Here is a 19870-nt window from a genome sequence, read left to right as displayed (position 1 = left end):
TTCACATCATGTGGAGGCTTCAGCAGCCGTATTCAAGGTACGATTTTCCCAAACGGCCACGGAAAGATAGGCTATTAAGCTGGCCGCCAGAGATGCCAGATAAGGGGTCGCCAGCTCCAGCGCATAACTGCCGATCAGCCACACGGTCATGCCGACGACCAGCGCTGCGGCAGCGCTTTTGGCTTGGCCGATGCGAGTGAACAAGCCGAGCAGGATGACGACGAAAATCGGTGCGCCGCCGAAGGCTGACGCCTCTTCCACAAGCGCATACACGCCTTCGGCGTAGAGCGCCAACACATAGGCCACGATACCGAAGATCAACACGCCGGTGCGGGCAATGCGGACCTTGCCGGATTCGGATACGTTTCCCGCCAAAGGGATCACGAGGTTGTGGGAAACCAGAGCCGAGGCGGCGAGGAGGGCGCTGTCCACGGTCGAGAGAATCGCGGAAATCAGGGCTCCGGCGAACAGCACGTAGGCAAAAGTGGAGAGGTGCTCTTGCGCGAGTCTCGGCAGGATCTGCTCCGGATTTTCGAGTTCCGGCAGCAGGTGAACGCCGAGCAGTCCGATAAAGACCGGAATCGATCCGGCCAGCAGATACAGTCCGCCTCCCGCCAGACAGCTCGCTCGGGCGACATGATGGGAGCGGCTCGCCAGGATGCGTGCGCACAGCTCCTGAGCGAACAATGAGCCGGTGATCGGTATCGCCCAAGTTTCAATCACTTCCAGCAGTGGTTTCTCGCCGCCGCCGAACAGCCTGAGTCGAGATGGCTCGATCGCACCGAAACTTTCTGCTAAGCCGCCGTTGGCCTTGGTTACGGCGTAAAAAAGAACGGCAAGGCCGACGATGAGCGCGATGCCCTGGATCAGGTCGGTGATGACATCGGCGAACAAACCGCCGTAAACCGTATAAATAATGACCACCGTCGCCGCTATCGTGATGGCGATTTCGACCTCGAAATCGGAAGAGGCCGAAATGACTTGTCCGAACGCACGAATCTGTGCCGCGGCCCACATGATGGACGTCGGGGCGAGCATAAGCACCGCCAGCCGCTCGACTTTGGGGGAATAACGGATTCGGAACAAATCCGCCAAAGTCGTGAGTTTTCTGCGCCAAAGGGGCACCGCGAAAAAGAGTCCCATCAGAAGGAGACAAGCGGCATAGCCGAAAGGATCGGCAGACCCGCCGGAAAGTCCTGACTGGTAGATCGATCCGGCGGCCCCGATGCAGGTTTCCGCCCCGAACCAGGTGGCGAAAACCGTGAAAGTGCCTAGCTTAAGCCCAAGCCTACGGCCGGCTAAAAGATAATCGTCCTCGCTGGATATATGTCTGGACACCAGCATGCCGATCAGCAGCTGGACCAGGATGTAGGCGACGATGCCGAGCAGCACGATATTCATGGGCGGCAGCACACTAAGGCAAATTGGTGAAGCGATGGGCGCGTAATTCTAACGGAAAATGGCACCACAGATTAAAACTTGCGCTGTGATGCGTCGAATACGCGTAAAGGGTTGATGTGATGGAAGAATATCCGCCCTGGAAAGCGGTCAATTCTAGGCTGATACGCGCCGAACCGTTGTCGGACGTTCGTCGAACAGGTCGGTTGATCGCGCCTGGCGCCATTCTCGTCTCGCTTTTGTTAGAAGGAGAGTTTGCTTTGTCTGGCAGACCAGGGGCTTGGGCATGGGCTTGGGAACTCGGCTTGAAGCCTTTGCCCGAGTATTCTAGGTGTTTGTCATCGCCGTCGACGAGGGGGTAAAGGCAAACGTCAGGCGATATTGGCGATATTATTGCGGCATATCGCCGGAAACCGCTGAACCGATGGCAGCTTTCGCCTGACTGCCGAGTTCAGCGGGGGCGATCGGTTTTAACCTTTTTTAACCTTCTCCGGGAAACAGCCCTACCGAGCCCGGTTTGAGGCGCTTACAGGCTACGACGATATCCTCCACGTGGCATCTGTATTTACCTGCTCCGGAGGCATCGCCGCTGCATTCCTCGCAAACCAGCTTCCCTTGGTCTTTAGCTTCGGAAACATACCATCCGTAGCCTTGCGTTTCGCAGAACCGTCTTGTGAATTTGTCGATGGTGTACTTATCGGTAGCTTTTTGCGAGGCTTCGTCCTTTACGGCACATTTTTGCGCCGGTATCGTATTTCCCATGAGGGTTCGCTCTATATATTCGGCCGCAAACGCCGTGCCGCAGGAAAAGAAGACGGCGGCCAACACGCAAAGTAATTTGGAACTTAACGCTCTTGTTCTCATGAAGGTGACCTCTTGATGGTGGTCTCGTAATACGAGGCGACGATTAGTTCAAAACTCGGATATTCATTTGGGCCGCCTCTTCGGACAGTTGCTGGCGAATCGGGTCGTATTTGTCGTTTTCACTCAACTTCACCATCGCGATGACGCCGACCAGCGCGATCGTTGCGAGAGCGACATAAATCCAGAAATAATCTTTCTTTACTGCTTGGTTCTCGACATTCATTTTTTTCACCCTAATCCGGTTATAAGCTGGCCTTCAATGGCCAGGGGTTGTTAGGAGCCAGAGTTGCCGCAGATGCCGATAAAAGGTATAAGGTCATTGCGGTTTCTGCGTTTAGAATACGAAGAAGCCCGTTTTGGAACCCGGAAAACGGGGCCCTATCGATACTTTTCAGGCTGCAGCAGGGCATGCGGGAACGCCCGGCCGCTGCTTTTGGTATCGGGTCAATACTTTATGCCCGGCTTGTAAGTCCTGTCAACTAGGGCGCTTCGATTATTTTGGGCGAGCGATGAGGTCGCCGGCGTGATCGATATCCGCTCACGACAGCCGTCTCCGAATCACGTGGCGCGTCTTTATGCCGACGGATCAGGCGGTCATGCTCGAATCGTCGATTTTGAGGCTGAGGTGTTGCGGTCTGGCCGAGTCGCCTAGCTTAATCGCCAGGGCAATCAGATAGACATCCATGACGCCGTAATAACAGATTACAAAACGGTCGAAGAATCGAAGTAGCGGATTATGGATGTTTTCCTGCTCGGTGATGGTCAAAACGGTACCGTCGCCGTCTTCTTCGAGTTCGTAAATCCAAGTACCGCTCAAGGGAAGGTCGTCGCCGACGATTTTGGTGACGAGGCGTGAAGGCAGTTTACGTTCGACTACTCGAAAATGTACTCGGCTATGCTGGGAACAGATTTCGTACCAGCTGGGCAGCCCGTCGATATCGGGACCGCGCTCGGTACGGTGCAATCCCGGCCGCCACGTCGCGTAAGATTCGAAATCATTGATGATGTCCCAAACCTTATTCGGCGGGGCGCTAAGGCGGATCCGGCTGGCGGCCACATGGGTTTTCGGCAATTTTCTCCCGACGAACGTCGCCGCCAAGATCAAGACGGCGAATAGCAGCACGATGAAGAAAAAAGTCGTCATATTGCCGACCCCGGCGGCCAGGAAGCCAAATTTCCGTTGAGAGTCCGGAAGAACGACGGAGGAACGCTCCTCCGCTGGACTTAATCTTGCCAGCTATTATAGGGGTTCGTCGACAAACTCGTGTTGTAATAACGCGGATCGTAAGTCACTTCTTCACCCAACCAGCCGGGTTTCTCGAACGTTTCGTCCGGATTTCCCAGTTCGATTTCCGCGACCACGAGGCCGGTGTTGTCGCCCTCGAAAACGTCGATTTCCCATGTATGGGGCCCCACGTCGACGAAGTACCGGGTTTTTTCGATTAGGGGCCTGCGGCTCAAGGTGCTCAACATGGTGTGAGCGTCGTTTGCCGGAATTTCGTATTCGAACTCCTGCCGCTGGGTACCTATGGTAACGCTCTTGATGTTGAGCCAAGCCCGGTCGCCGCAAACCCTCACCCGGACCGAGCAATGGATTTCGTTATTGAGATACCCCTGACGAAAATAGGCGGAATCCCTGACCGAATTGCGCCAACTGTCGTTTAGGACCAAAAATTTACGTTCGATTTCAAGCGCCATCGTCGATATCTGCCGTGGAAGAAGGTGATGCGGTCTCGGTCGAGAGCCGCGATCCGAATGCAGCGCTTATTCCTGTGCATCCGCCCAGTCTTCCCAGTAGGGTTTCGGATGAAACCGTTCGCTCAAGAAATCGACGAAGGTTCTAACTTTGGCCGACAAGTGCTTGCGATGCGGGTAAACCGCATGAATCTCCAAGGGCGCCGGTACGTAATCGGTGAGCACCGGGTTCAGTCTGCCTTTGCGGATGTCCTGGCCGACCATATAAGTCGGCAGCAACACCAAGCCCAGACCGTTGATCGCGGCCATGCGCAAGGCATCTGCGACATTTGCTTCCATGTTGCCGGTGACCTTGACCACGGTGGTTTCGCCGCCGGGTATGCTGAACTGCCATTGGTCGCGCGGCGGCAAGCTGGAGTTGGTCAAGCAGTTGTGCTTACGGAGATCGTCCGGCGTCTTGGGTATTCCGTGCTTATTGAAGTACTGGGGCGAGCCGCAAACGATACGCTGAGAGCTGCCCAGCTTGCGGGCGATCAGACTGGAATCGCGCATTTCGTCGAGATGAATCGCAAGGTCGAATCCTTCCTCGATCAAATCGATATAGCCCGCCTGCAGCACCAGCTCGACGTTCACCTCCGGAAACGCCTCCATGTAGGCGGCTATCGCCGGTGCCAAATGGTACGCGCCGAAGAACGGCGTCGCATTCACCTTGAGAGTTCCGCGGGGTTCCGTTTGCAACCGGGTGACGGCGATTTCCATTTCTTCCATTTCGTCGAGAATCTGCAGGCAGCGTTCCAGATAAACCATTCCAACCTCGGTGAGGCTGAGGTTTCGGGTCGTGCGGTTCAACAGCCTGATTCCGAGGCCGTTTTCCAATTGCATCACGTGCTTGGTCGCCATGGCTCGGGACAGTCCGAGTTCTTTGGCAGCCGAAGCGAAACTCCCGGCTTTCGCGACCTTGGTGAATACCAACATGCTAGTCAATTTATCCATGGTGATCCGAGTTGATAATTTTAATTATGGAAACAATTCGTAAAGGTTATTAGATATTGTAAACCAACTTTGTTGCTCTATAGTCTACAGTCGTGGGCAAAAAGTTTTAGCCTCAGGAGGTGGTCACATGAGACGTAGCTTAGGACTGATAGTCGCATTATTCGCCGCCTCGGGAACGGGAGCGTCCCAGGCAGCCGAAGATGTTAGACAAATTGCGGAGTCCAGTATTGCAAAGTGGAATGCCGCTTTCGCCAAAGGCAAAGTCGACGAGATTCTGTCTTTGTATGCCGATAATGCAATGCTGGTACAGCCTAACGGTTCAGTATCGAAAAGTGTCGGCGAAATCCGCGCGTTTTGGCAAACACTGATTCAGAAAGGCGTTTATGCGATGGATGTCGTCGATGTGCGCGGCGAGAAGGACGATACCATCGTCGCAACGACGAAGTTGTCCGACATCAAGACGCTGCAAGGTCCGTCGCAAGTGATGAAGTATCGCTACGACGGGGTACTTTACAGTGTATTGAAACGTCAAGCGGACGGAAGCTGGAAGGCGCAAGTCCAGCAATGGACCGGTAACCACAAGATTTAAAGTCTAAAGAGAATGGCCAATCCACCTGTTGAGAGGTAAAAACAGCGATGGTCCGAAATCGACCTGAGAATCAGGTATTCCGAAAAAGAGCTTCATGGGAAGCTCTTTTTTTTGTCAAAGGAAAAGAGGACGGACATGTCGATCGATGCTTCACATGCTTTTTGCGTTGCCTTTCGGATGTTAGACTATATTCCCTACTATTTAAGTTGGAATTTCACCCGTCGACACGATTGGGTGTGCTGATCTTATCAATAGACAAAAGGAGAATCTGATGACTCATGAACTTCCCCCGTTACCTTATGCCAAGAATGCGTTGGAGCCGCATATCTCTGCAGAAACTCTCGAATACCATTACGGTAAACATCATCAGACGTATGTCACCAACCTCAATAACCTGATCGGCGGGACCGAATTCGAGAATCTGTCCCTGGAAGACATCATCAAGAAATCCTCGGGCGGTATTTTCAACAACGCCGCTCAAGTCTGGAATCACACGTTCTATTGGAATTGCCTGAAACCTAACGGCGGCGGAGAACCCGCCGGAGCATTGGCCGGCGCGATCAATCAATCGTTCGGCTCGTTCGAAAAGTTCAAAGAAGAATTCACCAAGTGCGCCATCGGCACATTCGGTTCGGGCTGGGCTTGGCTGGTGAAGAACGCAGACGGCAGTCTCGCGATCGTCAGCACCAGCAACGCCGGCAACCCAATGACGAGCAATCAAACGCCGCTGCTCACCTGCGACGTTTGGGAGCATGCCTACTACATCGACTATCGCAACGCCCGTCCGAAATACGTCGAGTCATTCTGGAACCTGGTCAACTGGGATTTCGTCGAGAAGAATTTCGGCGTTTAGGTATTATTAATCAGGCCCGTAAATACCCTCCTGGTATTTCGGGCCGCCGCCCAGGCCCGGTACACGCCCGGCCTGGGCTCACGCGGCTTGTCGCCGCGCCGGGGCATCCCTGCCCCGGATTAACCCGGCCTATATTTATAGGCCGGGTTAATAATAAATAACGGATCGGCAGTTCGTCGATCCAAATCATTTTACGAGGCCGTTAATCGTTTTCGATTAACGGCTTTTTTGTCGCCTAATCAGGGAGCGCAGTGGCCAGTGCAATCCACCCGGAGGGAAGAGCGCAAACGTCTACAGTTAAGGAAGCTCTGAATAAGTGAATTCCGTTCATGTCCCTTCGACAGGCTCACGAGAGCATTCGACAAGCCTGTCCTGAGCCCATCGAAAAACTTAATCAGAGCTTCCTTGTTTCCGAGCGGCGAAAGCTGCGCTTCGGCGGCCGGGGAGGAGCACGGCCAAGAATAAGCCGAGAGACTGTTTGTGCATGGCCGTTGACAAATAGGTAATCCTACGTGTGATATGTAGCCTCCAACCCGTGCTCCTCCCCGTTCCGAAACGCCCATGACCGTAAAGCTGAAACCCTTGGTCCTATTGTTATTGGCGGCACTTCTGGTAGCCGGCTGTGCTAGCCGGCCGCCCGCGAAGTCGCCGAAAAAAATCGGTAAGGCCAATGTCTCTCCTCCGACCCGGCTATCCCGGAACTCGTCCGCACAAGCCTCCGCGGCTGCGCGGCGTAGGCCCGAATCATCCTACCCTTCGATCCGCAGTTCATCCGGAGGCAGTCATTACCGGGCATTCCGGATCACCGGGGATTACGCCGGCTACCCGGCGCTTCAACAGTTCATCGAATACATGGTCAGCCGGCACGGATTTTCCCGCGAGTATCTGAGCGGCGTGTTTTCGCAAGCCAAGCGTAAACAGTGGACGCTCGATTACCTGGGTAAACAGGCCGATGCGGTTGGACAGCCGCGCCCCGGAGCCTGGTCGCGCTACCGCTCCAAGTTTCTTACCGAGAAGCACATCTCCAGCGGGGCCGCCTTCTGGCGCCGTCATGCTTCGGCGTTGGAGCGTGCCGGCGCGCTGTACGGCGTGCCGCCCGAGTACATTCTCGGGATCATGGGAGTGGAGACGATTTACGGCGCCAATGTGGGCAACCATCGGGTGATCGATGCGCTGACCACGTTATCGTTCGATTACCCGCGCCGGGGAGACTATTTCAAGACCGAACTGGAAAAGTTCCTGTTGATGGCACGGGACGAACGGGTCGATCCGTTCTATCCGGTAGGCTCTTATGCCGGCGCGATGGGTCTGGGCCAATTCATGCCCAGCAGTTTTCTGCAATGGGCGGTGGATTTCGACGGTGATGGTCACCGCGATTTGTGGAATCCGGTAGATGCGATCGGCAGCATCGCCAATTATTTCGCAGCCCACGGCTGGCGGCCGGGCGAACCGGTGGTGACCGCCGCCCGGGGCAGCGCCATGGCCAGAAATCTCGAATCGGGGTTCGATACCCGCTATTCCCTGGCCGCTTTGACGAGCTACGGCATTCAACCCGTCGCCGCCTTAGGCCGCGATTCCACGGTGCGCTTGCTCCGCCTCAGCGCCGACTCCGGCGACGAATACTGGCTTGGTCACCAAAACTTCTACGTGATCACCCGCTACAACCACAGCACCCACTACGCCATGGCCGTGCATCAGCTCGCCCAGGCGATCAAGCGCCGTTATTTCGAGAGTGTGGCTTTATTGCAGTAACGGATAGCGCGTTTCTCGGCTCAACGACCCGGACGATTGGCTCTCGGTTTCCCCCAGAACTTTAATCGTAGGGTGGGTTAGCGCAGCGTAACCCACCGATTCGAGGTCGCTCGGTGGGTTACGGCCTCACGGCCTAACCCACCCTACAAAAATGAGCTCCTTATTGAAAGCGATTTGGAATAAATCGGAGAAGGAAGATTTGTTAAAACGTTATCTTCCCGTAGACGGTGGCATAGGGAGAATTGTCCCGCAGCCGTTTGTAAGTGACTTGCGGATACCAGGTTCCGCTGGTGGTGGGGAGTGTCGTCAACACGTCGAAGCGCTGACCGGGAGAGATGTCTACGCTGGTGACGGTTTTCGGGGTCGGCAGGGCGCGCCCGTCCTGAACATAGATCGTGACGGATTTAAGGTTTCCGGCGCTGTCCTTGATGGCGAAGGTGCCGTTGGTGGAGTGCAGCCCCACGAGTCGCAGCGCGACTTTCTTCGATGTCGCGGCGGCAAGCGATATCGCGGGCGAGGAGGCGGCTTTTCCTCCTTGCCGCTTCGGCCCGGCCGAACAGGGCTACCAGGCACCAGGGCATGATATGTCTTAGTTTTAGTTGTTTTCGTTTTTCCATGTTTCTTACTCTTTTTGGCAGAAAACTCAGCACGGACATTTCGATATGTTTTTCGCCTCGCCACGGCTCTCCCCTGAGCTGATCCAAGAAGCGTGGGTTGACAATCCTTTGTCGAAAAAGGCGTCTGGCCGACAATAAGGTCAAATTGGCATATCACGAGACCGCGAGTGCAGAATTTCTCCGACCGATCGGCCCGAATTCCCGAACTGACCGCACGTTGGCGTTCCGGGGGCTTGAGCGATGCCGCCTATGCGGCGCTGTATTTCTTTACCTGGCTGATTGCATTGCACGGACCGCGTTTTGCTTCGCGCAAGGTCAAGAGCGATCCGAGGCCGGACGCATCAAGTTGGCTGGCGGATTTCGACCGATCGGCCGGAAGCGAATTGGAGCGGGTGCTGGTCGATCGGATCGAGCGTTATCACTTTTTCGGTCTTATCCCGAATGCTTCGGTGGCGCTCTCGGCGTGGTTGCGCGGCGAATGGCCCCTACTGCTGACCGAGCGGATTCCGCCGCCCGGAGAAGTCCTTGAGATGCAGGCGACGGGCCGGCGGCCGGTCACGGTCGTGGCCGATTATCCGCGGCTCTTGCGGCCGGTTCTCAAGAAGCCGAACGGTTTCGCTTTTTTCGTGCACGACCTCGAACATGCCTTCAAGTTCTTCCACGACCCCAATGTCCACGACGGACAGAGGAAATTTTTCGGGTTGCTTCGGGAGACGGTTCGGCAGGGTTTATTCAGTCCCTATCTGGGCGATAAGGTTTTTGCGGAGAAGTTCGATTACCTGATCAGCGACATGAATACCCACGTGATTCACAGCCTGCGCTTCCTGGGCGCGATTCTGATCGAGTGCATCTTGCGCCGGGAAGGGAAGGCGCCGCATGAAACGCTGTCGTCCGCAGCCGGGGACGAGTTAGCCGAACTGCTGCAAACCCTGAGCCGTTGCTGGGCGTTTTCGCCGGCCGCCGAGAAAGCGATGCTGCGTCTCATCGACGGCGGGTTCGGCGAGGCCGATGCGGCTTTGATCGAGCGGGCGGGCTCGCGGGCCTCGTAGGGCGGGTTAGGCCGGAAGGCCGTAACCCACCGAAGAACCCCACACCGGCGGGTTACGCGGAGCCTGTCCTGAGTTTCGTCGAAGGGCCTGTCCTGAGCCTGTCGAAGGGCTAACCCGCCCTACAGCGAACGTTCATTTGAATGCCCTCGGGAATTACGCCGTTTCCACAACAGCCGCCTTGATTCCCGGCTCTTCGGGCCGTTCGATGACCAGCGCGGGCCGGGTTTCGCGAGCGCCGATGGTCGCCAGATCCCAGATCAGCAGAACCAGGCCGACGGCGGTGACGATTCCGAAAATCAGCCGCCAAAACATGGCCTGCGTGAACCAGGGGTGGGTCTGGGCGGCGAAATAACCGCTCCAGGTCGAGCCTTCGATAGCACGTTCGATGAACGATTGCTCGTAGCCGGCGATGAGCAGGGCCACGGTCATGCCGACCACGCCGAGATTCAAGAGGACCATCGACCATTTCCACTTCCAGCCGTTGTCGGCGAGATTGGCGCCCATCCACACATTGCCGCGCCACTGTTGTACCGCGAGATAGAAGAAGGCGATATTGATCGTGGCGTAAGCCCCGAAGAACGACAAATGGCCGTGGGAAGCCGTCCATTGAGTGCCGTGGGTGTAGAGATTGATTTGCGGCAGGGTGTGCATGAAGCCCCAGACGCCGGCGCCGAAGAAGTTGCCGAAAGTGTGCGCGATCACCCAGCCCAGCGCGGGATGATTGGTGCTCTTGAACTTGTGGACGCCGGCGTCATAGATGGAGTGCACCACCATGGCGACCAGCGGAATCGGCTCCAGGGCGGAGAAGAAGCCGCCGATGGGGAACCAGTACTCGGGGGTGCCGATCCAGAAATAGTGATGGCCCAGCCCCAGGATGCCCGAACCGAACATCAGCGCCACCTCGATGTACAGCCAGGTCTGGACGATCTTGCGCCGGGCGCCCAGGAGCTTCATCAGGCTCCAGGCCATGATGCAGCCGACCAGCACCTCCCAGGTCGCTTCCACCCAGAGATGGACCACCCACCACCACCAATAGTGATCCACGGTCACGTTGGTGGTGTAGAACATCCCCGCCAGATAGAGACCGACCAGGGCGACCAGATCGAGTGTGAGCACGCCGGAGACGCCGGACCAGCGGCCCTTGGAAAAGGTGCCCGCGACGTTGTAGAAGAACACCAGCATGACGGCGACGATGCCGATATCCGCCCACCGAGGTGCCTCGATGTATTCGCGCCCTTCGTTGATCAGCCACCGGGTGGTATCGTCGCCCGCGCCGATTTGCAGGAACAGATACACCAGCACGACGACGCCGACCGCGGCCGTCAGCACCCAGAAGGCGATCTCCCCGAGCTTGAGCCCGACGATCTCGACTCCGCTCTCTTCTTCGAGAAACCAGTAGACGGCCCCGATGAACCCGTACAGCATCCACACGATCATCGCGTTGATGTGGAGCATGCGGTTCACGCTGAAATCCAGGGTTTCGAACAGAAAGCCGGGAGCGAGGAACTGAACGGCGGCGAGCAGGCCGAACAGGATTTGCGCCACGAAAAGAACCATCGCGACAATAAAATATTTCACCGCGAGCTTTTGTCCGCCATTGAGATTTCGACTGTCAAGGACTCCGACGCTCATTATTGGTTCTCCTGTGCGTATAGGGTCTTGAAGTTATGAGGAAAGCCGTTGGTGTCGATGGCCGCGGTCCATTTGAGAAAAGCGATCAGTCCCCTGGCCTCGTCTTCGGTGATGCCGAGGTCGGGCATCCTGCGCCCGGTGCCGTACGACCTGGCGTTGCCGGCCGGGTCCTGGAGGAAAGCCAGCATCAGCGTCTCGCGGTTGGTTTCGTCCACCCAATTCGGATCCAGCCAGGACTTGGTCAGGTCGGGCGCGTAGTAGGCGCCGTTCCCCAGAATCGTATGGCAGTTGATGCAGTTCTTCGCCTGAAAGGTCTTCTTGCCGAGGGTCACGAGCTTTTCCGCCTCTTCGTCGCTCAAGGTCTTGCCGAACAGAGGCGCATCGCTTTCGACAACCGGTACGTAGCGGTTCAGCTTGGCGTTGAGACGGTAATCGATCTTCTTGTTGATGACGCTGTAGGCGGGTACGCGCGCGGTGCTGCCGGCCGACACCTTGGCCATCGAGTCGAAGGTCAGGACGATCAGCAGCAGAAACGAAACCGCCGTCACCCAGATGGCGGTTTTCTTCCAAAACGTTTCGGATGCCCATAGAGGCGTGGTGTTCACGATTGTTCCCCCTCTTGTTGTTGGTTGATGATCGGACGATCGTGTTCGGAGTGTTCGCCGGCATGAGTGACCGTGCATAGCCGCCAGATCGCCTGAGGCGCGGCGAAGTAGCCGATCAGCATGAGGCCGGCGATGATGCGCCAAAAGCCTTCGAAATGGGATGTTTCCGCCAACAGCCAAACCGAGACGGCCAGAACGCCGTAGCTGACATAGGCCAAAATCAAGAATCCGGGACGGCGCGTCAGCTTGCCCCAGGCTAAAAGCGCGGCATAAGAGGCGCCGGCGAGGATGATCGTAGCGGCCGAGAAGACGTTAACGAAGAAATCGTCGAGCGCGACCGGTTCGATCATCGGCGGTGCAAGGATGTCCGCTTGTGTGCGTTCAACCGGGAGCGCTACACGTCCAACGATTCATCGTCGTCATATTCGTCGAATCCATCGCCGGAGTCGTCGAAGCCGGAATCGGAAGCCGGTTCGTCAGCGTTGTAGTACTCGTTGATGGTGATGTTTTCGACGTTTTCAGGAGAAGTCGATGCCGAATCGAGGAATCCGCCGCCGGAACCGTGGTGCAAAAGGTTTTCGATGCCGTGGAACAGAAACGCGCCGCCCGCGATTCCGGCCGCAGTCGCTGCCGCCGTACCTAAGAAACTCATGGCGGAGCTTTGTCCGGCCATATTCGTAGCATGGGGCGATGCCGGCGGTCCACCGGCAGGCGGCATGGACGCTGGCCGGTTGGGGGATGTGCCCCAAGGGTCCGCACCCAGAAAACCGCTCGCTTGGGAGCTTTTAACCTGCAATTGATTGATCTGATTTTGCAGTTGCTCGATTTGGGCCTTGGCGGCATTCAGCGCTCTTTCCTGCAACAGCGCTTTCTGTACGAGCAGATAAACGGCATCGGGTTGTTGTGCCGTGGCCTGATTGATGAGAGTGTCGGCTTCCGGATCTTTGCTGGATACTTTAATTTGCTTGAGCTGGTCGAGGAAATTGGTCAGCAGACGTCGTTCTTCGGTGTGCATCAGGGTCTCCGCGTCGGAATATGTTGAATGATGCTGAAGTTAAGGATTTGTCAAACATTTTACAAGGTCTGACGGACGGCGCCGCTGTCGTGCGCCAGGGCAATCAATGAAATGGTTCTAAAGGAGAAATCAGCATGGGTACTGCACTGGTAACCGGTTCCAATCGTGGCATCGGTCTCGAATTTTGCAGGCAATACGCTGATGCGGGCTGGAAAGTTCTGGCGTGTTGCCGCCGTCCCGAGCAAGCGTCGGATTTGCAGGGTTTGGCCATCCATCATCCGTCGGTTTCCATCCATCAGTTGGACCTCGGAAATTTCGATCAGATCGATGCGCTGGCGCACGCCCAGGCGTCCGAAACGATCGACGTGTTGATCAATAACGCCGGAATCTACGGCGACTCCGGCCGGAATGTCCTTGGGGCGCTCGATTACGAGCTTTGGGCGCGGGTTCTGAAGATCAATGCGGAGGCGCCGGTCAAGATGACCGAGGCGTTTCTTCCCCATGTTTCGCGCAGTGAGCGCAAGTTGGTGGTCGCCATAACCAGCCTCATGGGCAGCATGGCCGATAACTCGAGCGGCGGCGCAATCATGTACCGCACCAGTAAGGCCGCGCTGAATGCCGCCATGAAGAGCCTTGCGATCGATCTCAAGCCCCGCGGGGTAGGTGTGATGATTTTGCATCCCGGCTGGGTGAAGACCGACATGGGCGGTTCAAACGCGCCGACGTCGCCGGCCGAAAGCGTCGCAGGCATGCGGCGGACGATCGAAGGTTTCGCTCTCCGCGACTCGGGGCGGTTCCTGGATTTTCGCGGACGCGAACTTCCCTGGTGAAGAAAGACGGCAAGCGTGTCATTTGAAAAAACACGGACCTTTGCCTACGCTTCATGGAACACGGGAAGATCGAAGCGAAGCTTCGAGGTGAAAGAACTTTCTCGTTGCTATGGTCACGAAAATCACTGTTTGCCAGCAAGGGGCCACTCATGTCGAGATCAATAAGAACCATTTTCCTTTCGGCGACGGCGGCGCTGGTCATGTCGTCCGCGTCGATGGCTTCGGACAATTACGGTCATGACGTGGGCATGAAATTGGGTTCGGGGCTGAGCAATCTGGCCATGGGATGGGTCGAGTTCCCCAAGAACATGATCAATACCACGAACGAAACCAACGTCATTTTTGGGCTCTCCGGCGGGTTTCTGAAAGGCGGGTTGCACACTCTAGGCCGTATCGCGTCCGGCCTCGTCGATGTCATTACCTTTCCCTTGCCTACGCAACCGATCACGAAACCTACCTTCGTGTGGCAAGACTTCGGCGTCGAAACGCAGTATGGTCCCGTCTTTCAGTTGAAAGATTAAGTCGGAGCGCGGCGGACCGTTGGTCAAGGTCCGCCTTTCTCGAAGCAAGAAGGGGTGACCGAGGTTCTCCCGGCATGGAGCGCCGACTCACCCCAGCCCTCATGTCCGTCCCCAGCGTTGTCTCCGGCCGATTTAAGGCGGAGTCGATCCCGTCATTGATAATTCTCGATTCGAAATCATACCGGTCATAATAGGTCCAAGTAGGTAAAGCACAATCAGCCGCGTTGACCGGTCTAATTATCTTATCAGCCTGGAATTCGAGCGGTTTTCCGAATCATCGAAATCGCCGCCGACAACATGGAACGCGGGAATTCACTGATTGGCGTCATTTGATCGCTAGCTATATTTCAGATCCAGGACGGACAGATGGTTTTGTCTGAATAGGTTGGTATATGCCAAAGGAAAAAAAGAGCAATCCAGCATCGATGTTTCCGGATGGGATGTCCGGATTCAAGTCGATAGACCGGTTTACCCGAACCTTGCTGGACGGCTTCGACGACGCGGTGTGCATGCTCGACGAGGCAGGCAACGTCGTTTTCATGAATCGGGCAGCGGAGGAGTTGTTCGGCTATTCCGAAGAAGAGCTTCGGGGACGATCCGTGTTTTCGGAACTGGAGGTGCCGGCGGAATCAACGCCGCTCCGCTGGGATCGCAAGCCTACGACGGTTGCGCAGGAACGTTTCTTCAATACCAATGAGACTCGGTTCCGCCGCAAGGACGGAACGGTATTTGGTGCCCGGTATAGACTCACGCCTCTAAAGGAAGACGGCGTCCGTATGAACCTTCTTCACCTGACCTGCATCGGTCCGTGCGAGAAGCGCGACGGCGTATTCGATACGGAGTCCAATCTCAGGGCGATACTCGACACCATCAGCGACGGCGTCATCGTCATTAACGATGTCGGGATTATTCAATTGCTCAACCCGGCCGCCGAGCGATTGTTCGGATACAAACGGGAGGAACTGATCGGGGAGAACGTCAACCGGCTCATGCCGTCGCCTTATCACGAAGAGCACGACGGCTATCTCGCCAATTACCGCAAGACCGGCATCAAGAAGATTATCGGTACCGGCCGCGAAGTCGCCGGTCAGCGCAAGGACGGCAGCGTTTTCCCGATGTATCTCTCCATCGGCGAGCTTCGGCAAGGGAATCGCCGCTTATTCGTCGGCATCACCCACGATTTGACTCGGCGAAAAAAGAACGAGGAATACCTGTCGATTCTGTCCGGTGCGGTGGAGCAAAGCCCGAACGCGATCATGATTGCCGATCTCGAAGGTCGCATCACCTTTGTGAACCGGGCCTTTTGCCGCCTGACCGGATACAGCGCCGACGAAGTCATCGGTCTGAACCCGCGGCTGTTGCAGTCGGGCCAGACGCCGCAGGGGGTTTACCGGCGGCTGTGGGAAACGATTCGGGCCGGCAAAGAGTGGCAGGGAGAGATTCAAGACCGGAAAAAATCGGGCGAACTGTATTGGGCGCTCGAAACGATCACCCCGATCCGCGATGCTTCCGGCAAGGTCACCCGTTATCTTGCGACCCAGCGGGACATCACCGAGCAGAAGCGCGCCAAGGAAGCGTTGCAGGAGAGCGAAGAGCGCTTTCGGCAAGTCGCGGAGATGGTCGGCGAGTGGTTGTGGGAGCAGGACCCGGAAGGCCGTTACGTTTACAGCAGCGGCTCGGTCTATACCATCCTCGGCTTGAAGCCCGAAGAAATCATCGGCAAGCGCTACCTGGATCTCCTGACTCCCGAGGATCGGCAACACTGGGCCGAGACCTTGCCGCCGACCGAGCGCGTTCACGAGGGTTTTTACAGGCTCATCAATCATTACCGCCACCGGGACGGACACGAGGTTTTCACCGAATCCACCGGCGCCCCGATATTCGACGACGAGGGCCAGGTCGTCAAATGGCGCGGCATGGATCTGGATATTACGGCGCGCAAGCGAGCCGAGGATACCCTGCGCTTGCGCGAGCGAGCCATCGAAGCGGCGAGTGTCGGTATCGTGATCGCCGACGCCCGGCAGCCGCATTACCCGAATATTTACGTCAACCCGGCGTTGAGCCGGATTACCGGCTATTCGCGCGAGGAGTTGCTGGGACGAAACCTCAAGATATTGCAGGGTCCGGAAACCGAAGAAGCCGCTAAAGAGACGATTCGCCAAGCATTGAGGCAAGGAACCAGTTGCGAGGTCGTGTTGCGAAATTACCGGAAGAACGGAACTCCCTTCTGGAATGAGCTGCTGCTGTCGCCGGTGCGGGATGGACAGGGTGTCGTCACCCACTACATCGGCATTCAGACCGATGTGACCGAGCGCCGGCGGGCGGAAGAGGAACGGCACGAACTCGAAATCGCCAAGCACATTCAGCTCTCGCTGCTGCCGAAAAGACCGCTGCGGCTTCCGATGGCCGAGATCGCCGGGGTCTGCGTCCCGGCGAGCCACGTCGGCGGCGATTATTTCGATTACTTCCATTACGATGGAAATGCCGATATCGTCGTGGCCGACGTATCGGGCCATAGCGTCGGTGCCGCTCTCATCATGACCGAAATGCGCAGCACCTTGAAAGCCGAGACCCGAAGGACGCCGGACAATCCGGCTCCGCAGAGCGCCGCCGAGGTGTTGCGGGCACTCAACCATCTCCTTTACGAGGATTTGAGTGCGGCCGAGCTTTTCATCACGATGTTCTATCTGAAATACGATCTCGGAGAACGCCTGCTGCGCTATGCCAACGCCGGACACAACCGCGCCTTGTTGCGGAGGCAGCGGGATTGGACCGTTAGCGAACTGGACGCGGAAGGACTGATCCTCGGCGTCAAGCGGGACGTGTTTTTCGAGGAAAAAAGCCTCATTCTGGAGGCGGGCGACCGATTGCTGCTCTACACCGACGGCGTGATCGAGGCGCAGAACGAACAGGGAGAATTCTTCGGCATTTCGCGATTGTGCAACATCTTCGCCGCCGACCGCTCGGAATCGCCGGAAGCGACCATTCGAAAACTGATGAGCGAGCTGCGGACCTTCAGCGGGGAGAACGAGTTCGCGGACGACATCACCATGGTGAATTTACAGGTTCGCTGAGCGGGCAAACTTCGCTTGGTGCGTCCGGTTCGCCCGGCTCCAAGGGATGCTGGCCTTTTCGTTGTAGCGATGTGGCTCTCGTAGGTCGCGATCAGGCGGAGCCGTTCCCCGACAGGCGCGTTATGCTCGGCGCGCGGATTTGTTCAGAGCTTTCTTAACTTAGCCTTACCTTGGTTGATTTCTTATGCGCATGGTATTAAAACGCCCGATTACTGTCGTCTTTTTCGCCCTGATCTTGGCAAGCTGCGCGGAATCCGAGACGAAAACGTCTATGCAGACGGCATCCCGCCCCTCGGATTACGCCCGCGGCAAGTATGTGTATAGCGCCTTCTGTGCCGAGTGCCATGATTCCGGCCGAGACGGGGCCCCCATGCTGGACGATTCCGAAGCCTGGGAATCGCGGACCCTGGAATTGCCGTCGCTGCTGACGGATCATGCGACCAAAGGTTTTTTGGGCATGCCGGAAAAAGGCGCCCATTCCGATTTAAGCGACGACGCCGTTCGAGATGCGGTCCATTACATGATCAGGCAGATTGCGAGCGGCGATTAGCTGCCGAATGGGTGGCGCAATGCCGACCTCGCCGCCGGGATTTTCGGGAACGGTGCAATTACTTCGGTCAGAAGGGGGCAAATCGGCCCGAGTGATGAAACTTCTACTTTAACTTTGGGGTCTTATCGAGGTTCGTCAATTTAGGTAACTCTACTTACCGGCAAGGAGTGCTTTCAACAGGGAGCGCACTCAAATCAAACGGTTTTTGTTGAACAGCTACGTCATAGCGGTACTCGGCACCTTGGCCGTATCGCTCATTCTGGCGTTTTTCAATCCGGTTTTCGCCGGATCTCCGCCGCTGCTGCTGTTTTTGGTTGCGGTACTGCCGGCGGCTTGGCGCGGGGGGCTCGGTCCGGGGCTTCTTGCCACTGCCCTGAGTACTTTTGTCGGCATGTACTTCTTGGTCGAGCCCAGTTATTCGCTGGATATCGCTGAAACCGCCGAAAGACTGCGTTTGCTCCTGCTGTTCAGCGTCGGAATGCTGCTCAGCCTGGTGCTCGATCGTTTGAAAAAATCGGAGGCCCGGGCGCGCGAAGCGGTGATCGATCGCGAGAAGGAGCTGAAGCGAGAAATCGTCGAGCATTGGGAGACCGAGCAAAAGCTCAAGGATGGCGAAACCTTTGCCCGCAAGGTGCTGATGTCTTCCCTGAACGGTCTTTACATCTACGACGTAAAGACCGGTACCGATACCTTCATCAACGCCCAGTATACGAGGCTCACCGGCTATACGCTCGATGATCTCAAGACTCTGCCCGGGCCGGCGTTTTTCGCCTTGTTTCACCCGGACGACCAGGCGCGAGTCGTCGCCCATCTGGAGAATCTTACGCGCATCGCGGATGGTGACGTTTCGGAAATCGAATACCGCTTCAAAACCGCGGACGGCCGTTGGATATGGTGCTTGTCGCGCGATGCGGTTTTTTCGCGGGATGCCGATGGGACGGTCCGCCAATGTATCGGGGCGTTCCTGGATATCACGGAGCGCAAGCAAGCGGAAGATGCGCTGCGCGAGTCGGACCGCCGCAAGGACGAATTTCTGGCCATGTTGGGGCACGAGCTCCGGAATCCCTTGGCGCCGATTCGAAACGCCGTAAAGGTGATGAAGAAGGTCGGTCTGCCCCATCCCAAGCTAGCCTGGGCGAGCGACGTCATCGACCGGCAAGTCAATCAACTGGCGCACTTGGTGGACGATCTTCTCGATGTTTCCCGCATCGTCCAGGGCAAAATCACCTTGCATAAGACCACGGTCGAAGTGGATAAAGTGATCGAGCTGGCGCTCGAAACCACCCGCCCGCTGATCGAGGCCCGCCATCACGAACTCAAGCTCACGCTGCCCGAGGCCCCTCTGCGGCTGGACGGGGATGCCATACGCCTGGCGCAAGTCGTGGGCAATCTGCTCAACAACGCCGCGAAGTATACGCCGGATGGCGGGACGATCTGGGTGACGGCCGCTCGGAAAAACGGCGAAGCGATTATTTCGGTGCGCGACACCGGCGAAGGTATTCCGAAAAACTTGTTGCCCAAGCTCTTCAAGCTTTTCACGCAAGCCGAACGCACCTTGGACCGCGCGCAAGGAGGCCTGGGGCTGGGCCTGACCATCGTGCAGAAAATCGTCGAATTGCATGGCGGCTGGGTCGAAGCCAAAAGCGAAGGCCCCGGCAGGGGAAGCGAATTTATCGTATATCTACCGGCTTTAGCGCCGGCTCTCGAGACCGATTCGCTGCTTAGGGAAGCCGTGAACAAATCCGAAAGCCTTTCGGGTTGACTGTCACGGCGGGCCGGCAAGTACGGCGACAACTTTGTCCAGCCTCGGATGCCTATAAGTAAAGTCCATTC

20 protein-coding genes are annotated in these 19870 nt (G+C 56.8%); 9 read left to right on the top strand and 11 right to left on the bottom strand.

Annotated elements, in window-relative coordinates:
* Positions 1 to 6: 6 nt before the first annotated feature.
* The 6 genes from JOD69_RS10180 to JOD69_RS10155 form a co-directional block, all read right to left on the bottom strand.
* The gene (locus JOD69_RS10180; protein WP_205780657.1) at positions 7 to 1401 is read right to left on the bottom strand and encodes a sodium:solute symporter family protein; all 1395 of its coding nucleotides are present in this window, start codon (positions 1399 to 1401) and stop codon (positions 7 to 9) included.
* A 477-nt stretch (positions 1402 to 1878) separates the two neighbouring features.
* Positions 1879 to 2262, bottom strand: coding sequence for a hypothetical protein (locus JOD69_RS10175; RefSeq protein ID WP_240507080.1), 384 nt, complete (start codon positions 2260 to 2262; stop codon positions 1879 to 1881).
* A 43-nt stretch (positions 2263 to 2305) separates the two neighbouring features.
* A complete protein-coding gene (locus JOD69_RS10170) occupies positions 2306 to 2485 on the bottom strand; it encodes a hypothetical protein (protein ID WP_077728587.1) in 180 nt (59 codons plus the stop codon).
* Positions 2486 to 2848: 363 nt separating this feature from the next.
* On the bottom strand, positions 2849 to 3406 hold the full coding sequence (locus JOD69_RS10165; RefSeq protein WP_077728588.1) for an SRPBCC family protein: 558 nt from the start codon (positions 3404 to 3406) through the stop codon (positions 2849 to 2851).
* 80 nt (positions 3407 to 3486) lie between these two features.
* A complete protein-coding gene (locus JOD69_RS10160; RefSeq protein ID WP_077728589.1) occupies positions 3487 to 3960 on the bottom strand; it encodes a CYTH domain-containing protein in 474 nt (157 codons plus the stop codon).
* 66 nt (positions 3961 to 4026) lie between these two features.
* Positions 4027 to 4950, bottom strand: a complete 924-nt coding sequence (locus JOD69_RS10155) for a LysR family transcriptional regulator (RefSeq protein WP_077728590.1) — start codon at positions 4948 to 4950, stop codon at positions 4027 to 4029.
* A 127-nt stretch (positions 4951 to 5077) separates the two neighbouring features.
* On the opposite strand from JOD69_RS10155, the gene JOD69_RS10150 reads away from it, so the two are divergent.
* The 3 genes from JOD69_RS10150 to mltB all read left to right on the top strand — a co-directional run bounded on the left by JOD69_RS10150 (position 5078) and on the right by mltB (position 8144).
* Positions 5078 to 5539 carry an SgcJ/EcaC family oxidoreductase gene (locus JOD69_RS10150; RefSeq protein ID WP_086134892.1) on the top strand — a complete coding sequence of 154 codons (462 nt, stop codon included), beginning with the start codon at positions 5078 to 5080 and terminating at the stop codon, positions 5537 to 5539.
* A gap of 271 nt (positions 5540 to 5810) precedes the next feature.
* Entirely contained in the window at positions 5811 to 6392 is a 582-nt protein-coding gene (sodB, locus tag JOD69_RS10145; RefSeq protein WP_077728592.1) for a superoxide dismutase [Fe], read from the top strand.
* Positions 6393 to 6953: 561 nt separating this feature from the next.
* Entirely contained in the window at positions 6954 to 8144 is a 1191-nt protein-coding gene (mltB, locus tag JOD69_RS10140; protein WP_077728593.1) for a lytic murein transglycosylase B, read from the top strand.
* Positions 8145 to 8346: 202 nt separating this feature from the next.
* Here the strand turns inward: mltB and JOD69_RS10135 are convergent, their stop codons facing one another.
* On the bottom strand, positions 8347 to 8652 hold the full coding sequence (locus JOD69_RS10135; RefSeq protein WP_139841128.1) for a hypothetical protein: 306 nt from the start codon (positions 8650 to 8652) through the stop codon (positions 8347 to 8349).
* A 276-nt stretch (positions 8653 to 8928) separates the two neighbouring features.
* Between JOD69_RS10135 and JOD69_RS10130 the strand changes: the two genes are divergently transcribed.
* Entirely contained in the window at positions 8929 to 9810 is an 882-nt protein-coding gene (locus JOD69_RS10130; protein ID WP_086134890.1) for a hypothetical protein, read from the top strand.
* A 153-nt stretch (positions 9811 to 9963) separates the two neighbouring features.
* Here the strand turns inward: JOD69_RS10130 and JOD69_RS10125 are convergent, their stop codons facing one another.
* From JOD69_RS10125 to JOD69_RS10110, 4 genes are read right to left on the bottom strand one after another with little or no spacing between them, the layout of a single operon-like run.
* Entirely contained in the window at positions 9964 to 11442 is a 1479-nt protein-coding gene (locus JOD69_RS10125) for a cbb3-type cytochrome c oxidase subunit I (RefSeq protein ID WP_077728596.1), read from the bottom strand.
* Positions 11442 to 12047 (bottom strand): cytochrome c, encoded by a 606-nt coding sequence (locus tag JOD69_RS10120; protein WP_240502393.1) that lies wholly within the window; start codon positions 12045 to 12047, stop codon positions 11442 to 11444. The genes JOD69_RS10125 and JOD69_RS10120 overlap by 1 nt, the downstream gene beginning before the upstream one ends.
* Positions 12044 to 12397, bottom strand: a complete 354-nt coding sequence (locus tag JOD69_RS10115) for a hypothetical protein (RefSeq protein WP_077728598.1) — start codon at positions 12395 to 12397, stop codon at positions 12044 to 12046. Before JOD69_RS10115 ends, JOD69_RS10120 begins: the two co-directional genes overlap by 4 nt.
* Before the next feature lie 44 nt (positions 12398 to 12441).
* Positions 12442 to 13062: a DUF2076 domain-containing protein gene (locus tag JOD69_RS10110; protein WP_077728599.1), complete on the bottom strand. Its 621-nt coding sequence runs from the start codon at positions 13060 to 13062 to the stop codon at positions 12442 to 12444.
* Between the two features lie 134 nt (positions 13063 to 13196).
* On the opposite strand from JOD69_RS10110, the gene JOD69_RS10105 reads away from it, so the two are divergent.
* The 5 genes from JOD69_RS10105 (at position 13197) to JOD69_RS10085 (ending at position 19799) form a co-directional block, all read left to right on the top strand.
* Complete coding sequence (locus tag JOD69_RS10105; RefSeq protein ID WP_086134889.1) at positions 13197 to 13892, top strand: SDR family oxidoreductase; 696 nt, start codon at positions 13197 to 13199, stop codon at positions 13890 to 13892.
* A gap of 149 nt (positions 13893 to 14041) precedes the next feature.
* Positions 14042 to 14413, top strand: a complete 372-nt coding sequence (locus tag JOD69_RS10100; RefSeq protein WP_077728601.1) for an exosortase system-associated protein, TIGR04073 family — start codon at positions 14042 to 14044, stop codon at positions 14411 to 14413.
* A gap of 392 nt (positions 14414 to 14805) precedes the next feature.
* The gene (locus JOD69_RS10095; RefSeq protein WP_240507079.1) at positions 14806 to 17487 is read left to right on the top strand and encodes a PAS domain S-box protein; all 2682 of its coding nucleotides are present in this window, start codon (positions 14806 to 14808) and stop codon (positions 17485 to 17487) included.
* Between the two features lie 184 nt (positions 17488 to 17671).
* A complete protein-coding gene (locus JOD69_RS10090) occupies positions 17672 to 18037 on the top strand; it encodes a c-type cytochrome (RefSeq protein ID WP_077728602.1) in 366 nt (121 codons plus the stop codon).
* A gap of 208 nt (positions 18038 to 18245) precedes the next feature.
* Positions 18246 to 19799, top strand: coding sequence for an ATP-binding protein (locus JOD69_RS10085; protein ID WP_210023918.1), 1554 nt, complete (start codon positions 18246 to 18248; stop codon positions 19797 to 19799).
* Positions 19800 to 19870: the final 71 nt, after the last annotated feature.

The organism is Methylocaldum sp. RMAD-M (assembly GCF_017832375.1).
Classification (GTDB): Bacteria; Pseudomonadota; Gammaproteobacteria; order Methylococcales; family Methylococcaceae; genus Methylocaldum.
This window is presented reverse-complemented; position numbering and strand designations above follow the sequence as displayed.

What these genes read in the sequence shown, in the direction of transcription:
- JOD69_RS10180 (WP_205780657.1), bottom strand. Translation starts at nt 1,401, where the DNA reads ATGAATATCGTGCTGCTCGGCATCGTCGCCTACATCCTGGTCCAGCTG.
- JOD69_RS10175 (WP_240507080.1), bottom strand. Translation starts at nt 2,262, where the DNA reads ATGAGAACAAGAGCGTTAAGTTCCAAATTACTTTGCGTGTTGGCCGCC.
- JOD69_RS10170 (WP_077728587.1), bottom strand. Translation starts at nt 2,485, where the DNA reads ATGAATGTCGAGAACCAAGCAGTAAAGAAAGATTATTTCTGGATTTAT.
- JOD69_RS10165 (WP_077728588.1), bottom strand. Translation starts at nt 3,406, where the DNA reads ATGACGACTTTTTTCTTCATCGTGCTGCTATTCGCCGTCTTGATCTTG.
- JOD69_RS10160 (WP_077728589.1), bottom strand. Translation starts at nt 3,960, where the DNA reads ATGGCGCTTGAAATCGAACGTAAATTTTTGGTCCTAAACGACAGTTGG.
- JOD69_RS10155 (WP_077728590.1), bottom strand. Translation starts at nt 4,950, where the DNA reads ATGGATAAATTGACTAGCATGTTGGTATTCACCAAGGTCGCGAAAGCC.
- JOD69_RS10150 (WP_086134892.1), top strand. Translation starts at nt 5,078, where the DNA reads ATGAGACGTAGCTTAGGACTGATAGTCGCATTATTCGCCGCCTCGGGA.
- sodB (WP_077728592.1), top strand. Translation starts at nt 5,811, where the DNA reads ATGACTCATGAACTTCCCCCGTTACCTTATGCCAAGAATGCGTTGGAG.
- mltB (WP_077728593.1), top strand. Translation starts at nt 6,954, where the DNA reads ATGACCGTAAAGCTGAAACCCTTGGTCCTATTGTTATTGGCGGCACTT.
- JOD69_RS10125 (WP_077728596.1), bottom strand. Translation starts at nt 11,442, where the DNA reads ATGAGCGTCGGAGTCCTTGACAGTCGAAATCTCAATGGCGGACAAAAG.
- JOD69_RS10115 (WP_077728598.1), bottom strand. Translation starts at nt 12,397, where the DNA reads ATGATCGAACCGGTCGCGCTCGACGATTTCTTCGTTAACGTCTTCTCG.
- JOD69_RS10110 (WP_077728599.1), bottom strand. Translation starts at nt 13,062, where the DNA reads ATGCACACCGAAGAACGACGTCTGCTGACCAATTTCCTCGACCAGCTC.
- JOD69_RS10105 (WP_086134889.1), top strand. Translation starts at nt 13,197, where the DNA reads ATGGGTACTGCACTGGTAACCGGTTCCAATCGTGGCATCGGTCTCGAA.
- JOD69_RS10100 (WP_077728601.1), top strand. Translation starts at nt 14,042, where the DNA reads ATGTCGAGATCAATAAGAACCATTTTCCTTTCGGCGACGGCGGCGCTG.
- JOD69_RS10095 (WP_240507079.1), top strand. Translation starts at nt 14,806, where the DNA reads ATGCCAAAGGAAAAAAAGAGCAATCCAGCATCGATGTTTCCGGATGGG.
- JOD69_RS10090 (WP_077728602.1), top strand. Translation starts at nt 17,672, where the DNA reads ATGCGCATGGTATTAAAACGCCCGATTACTGTCGTCTTTTTCGCCCTG.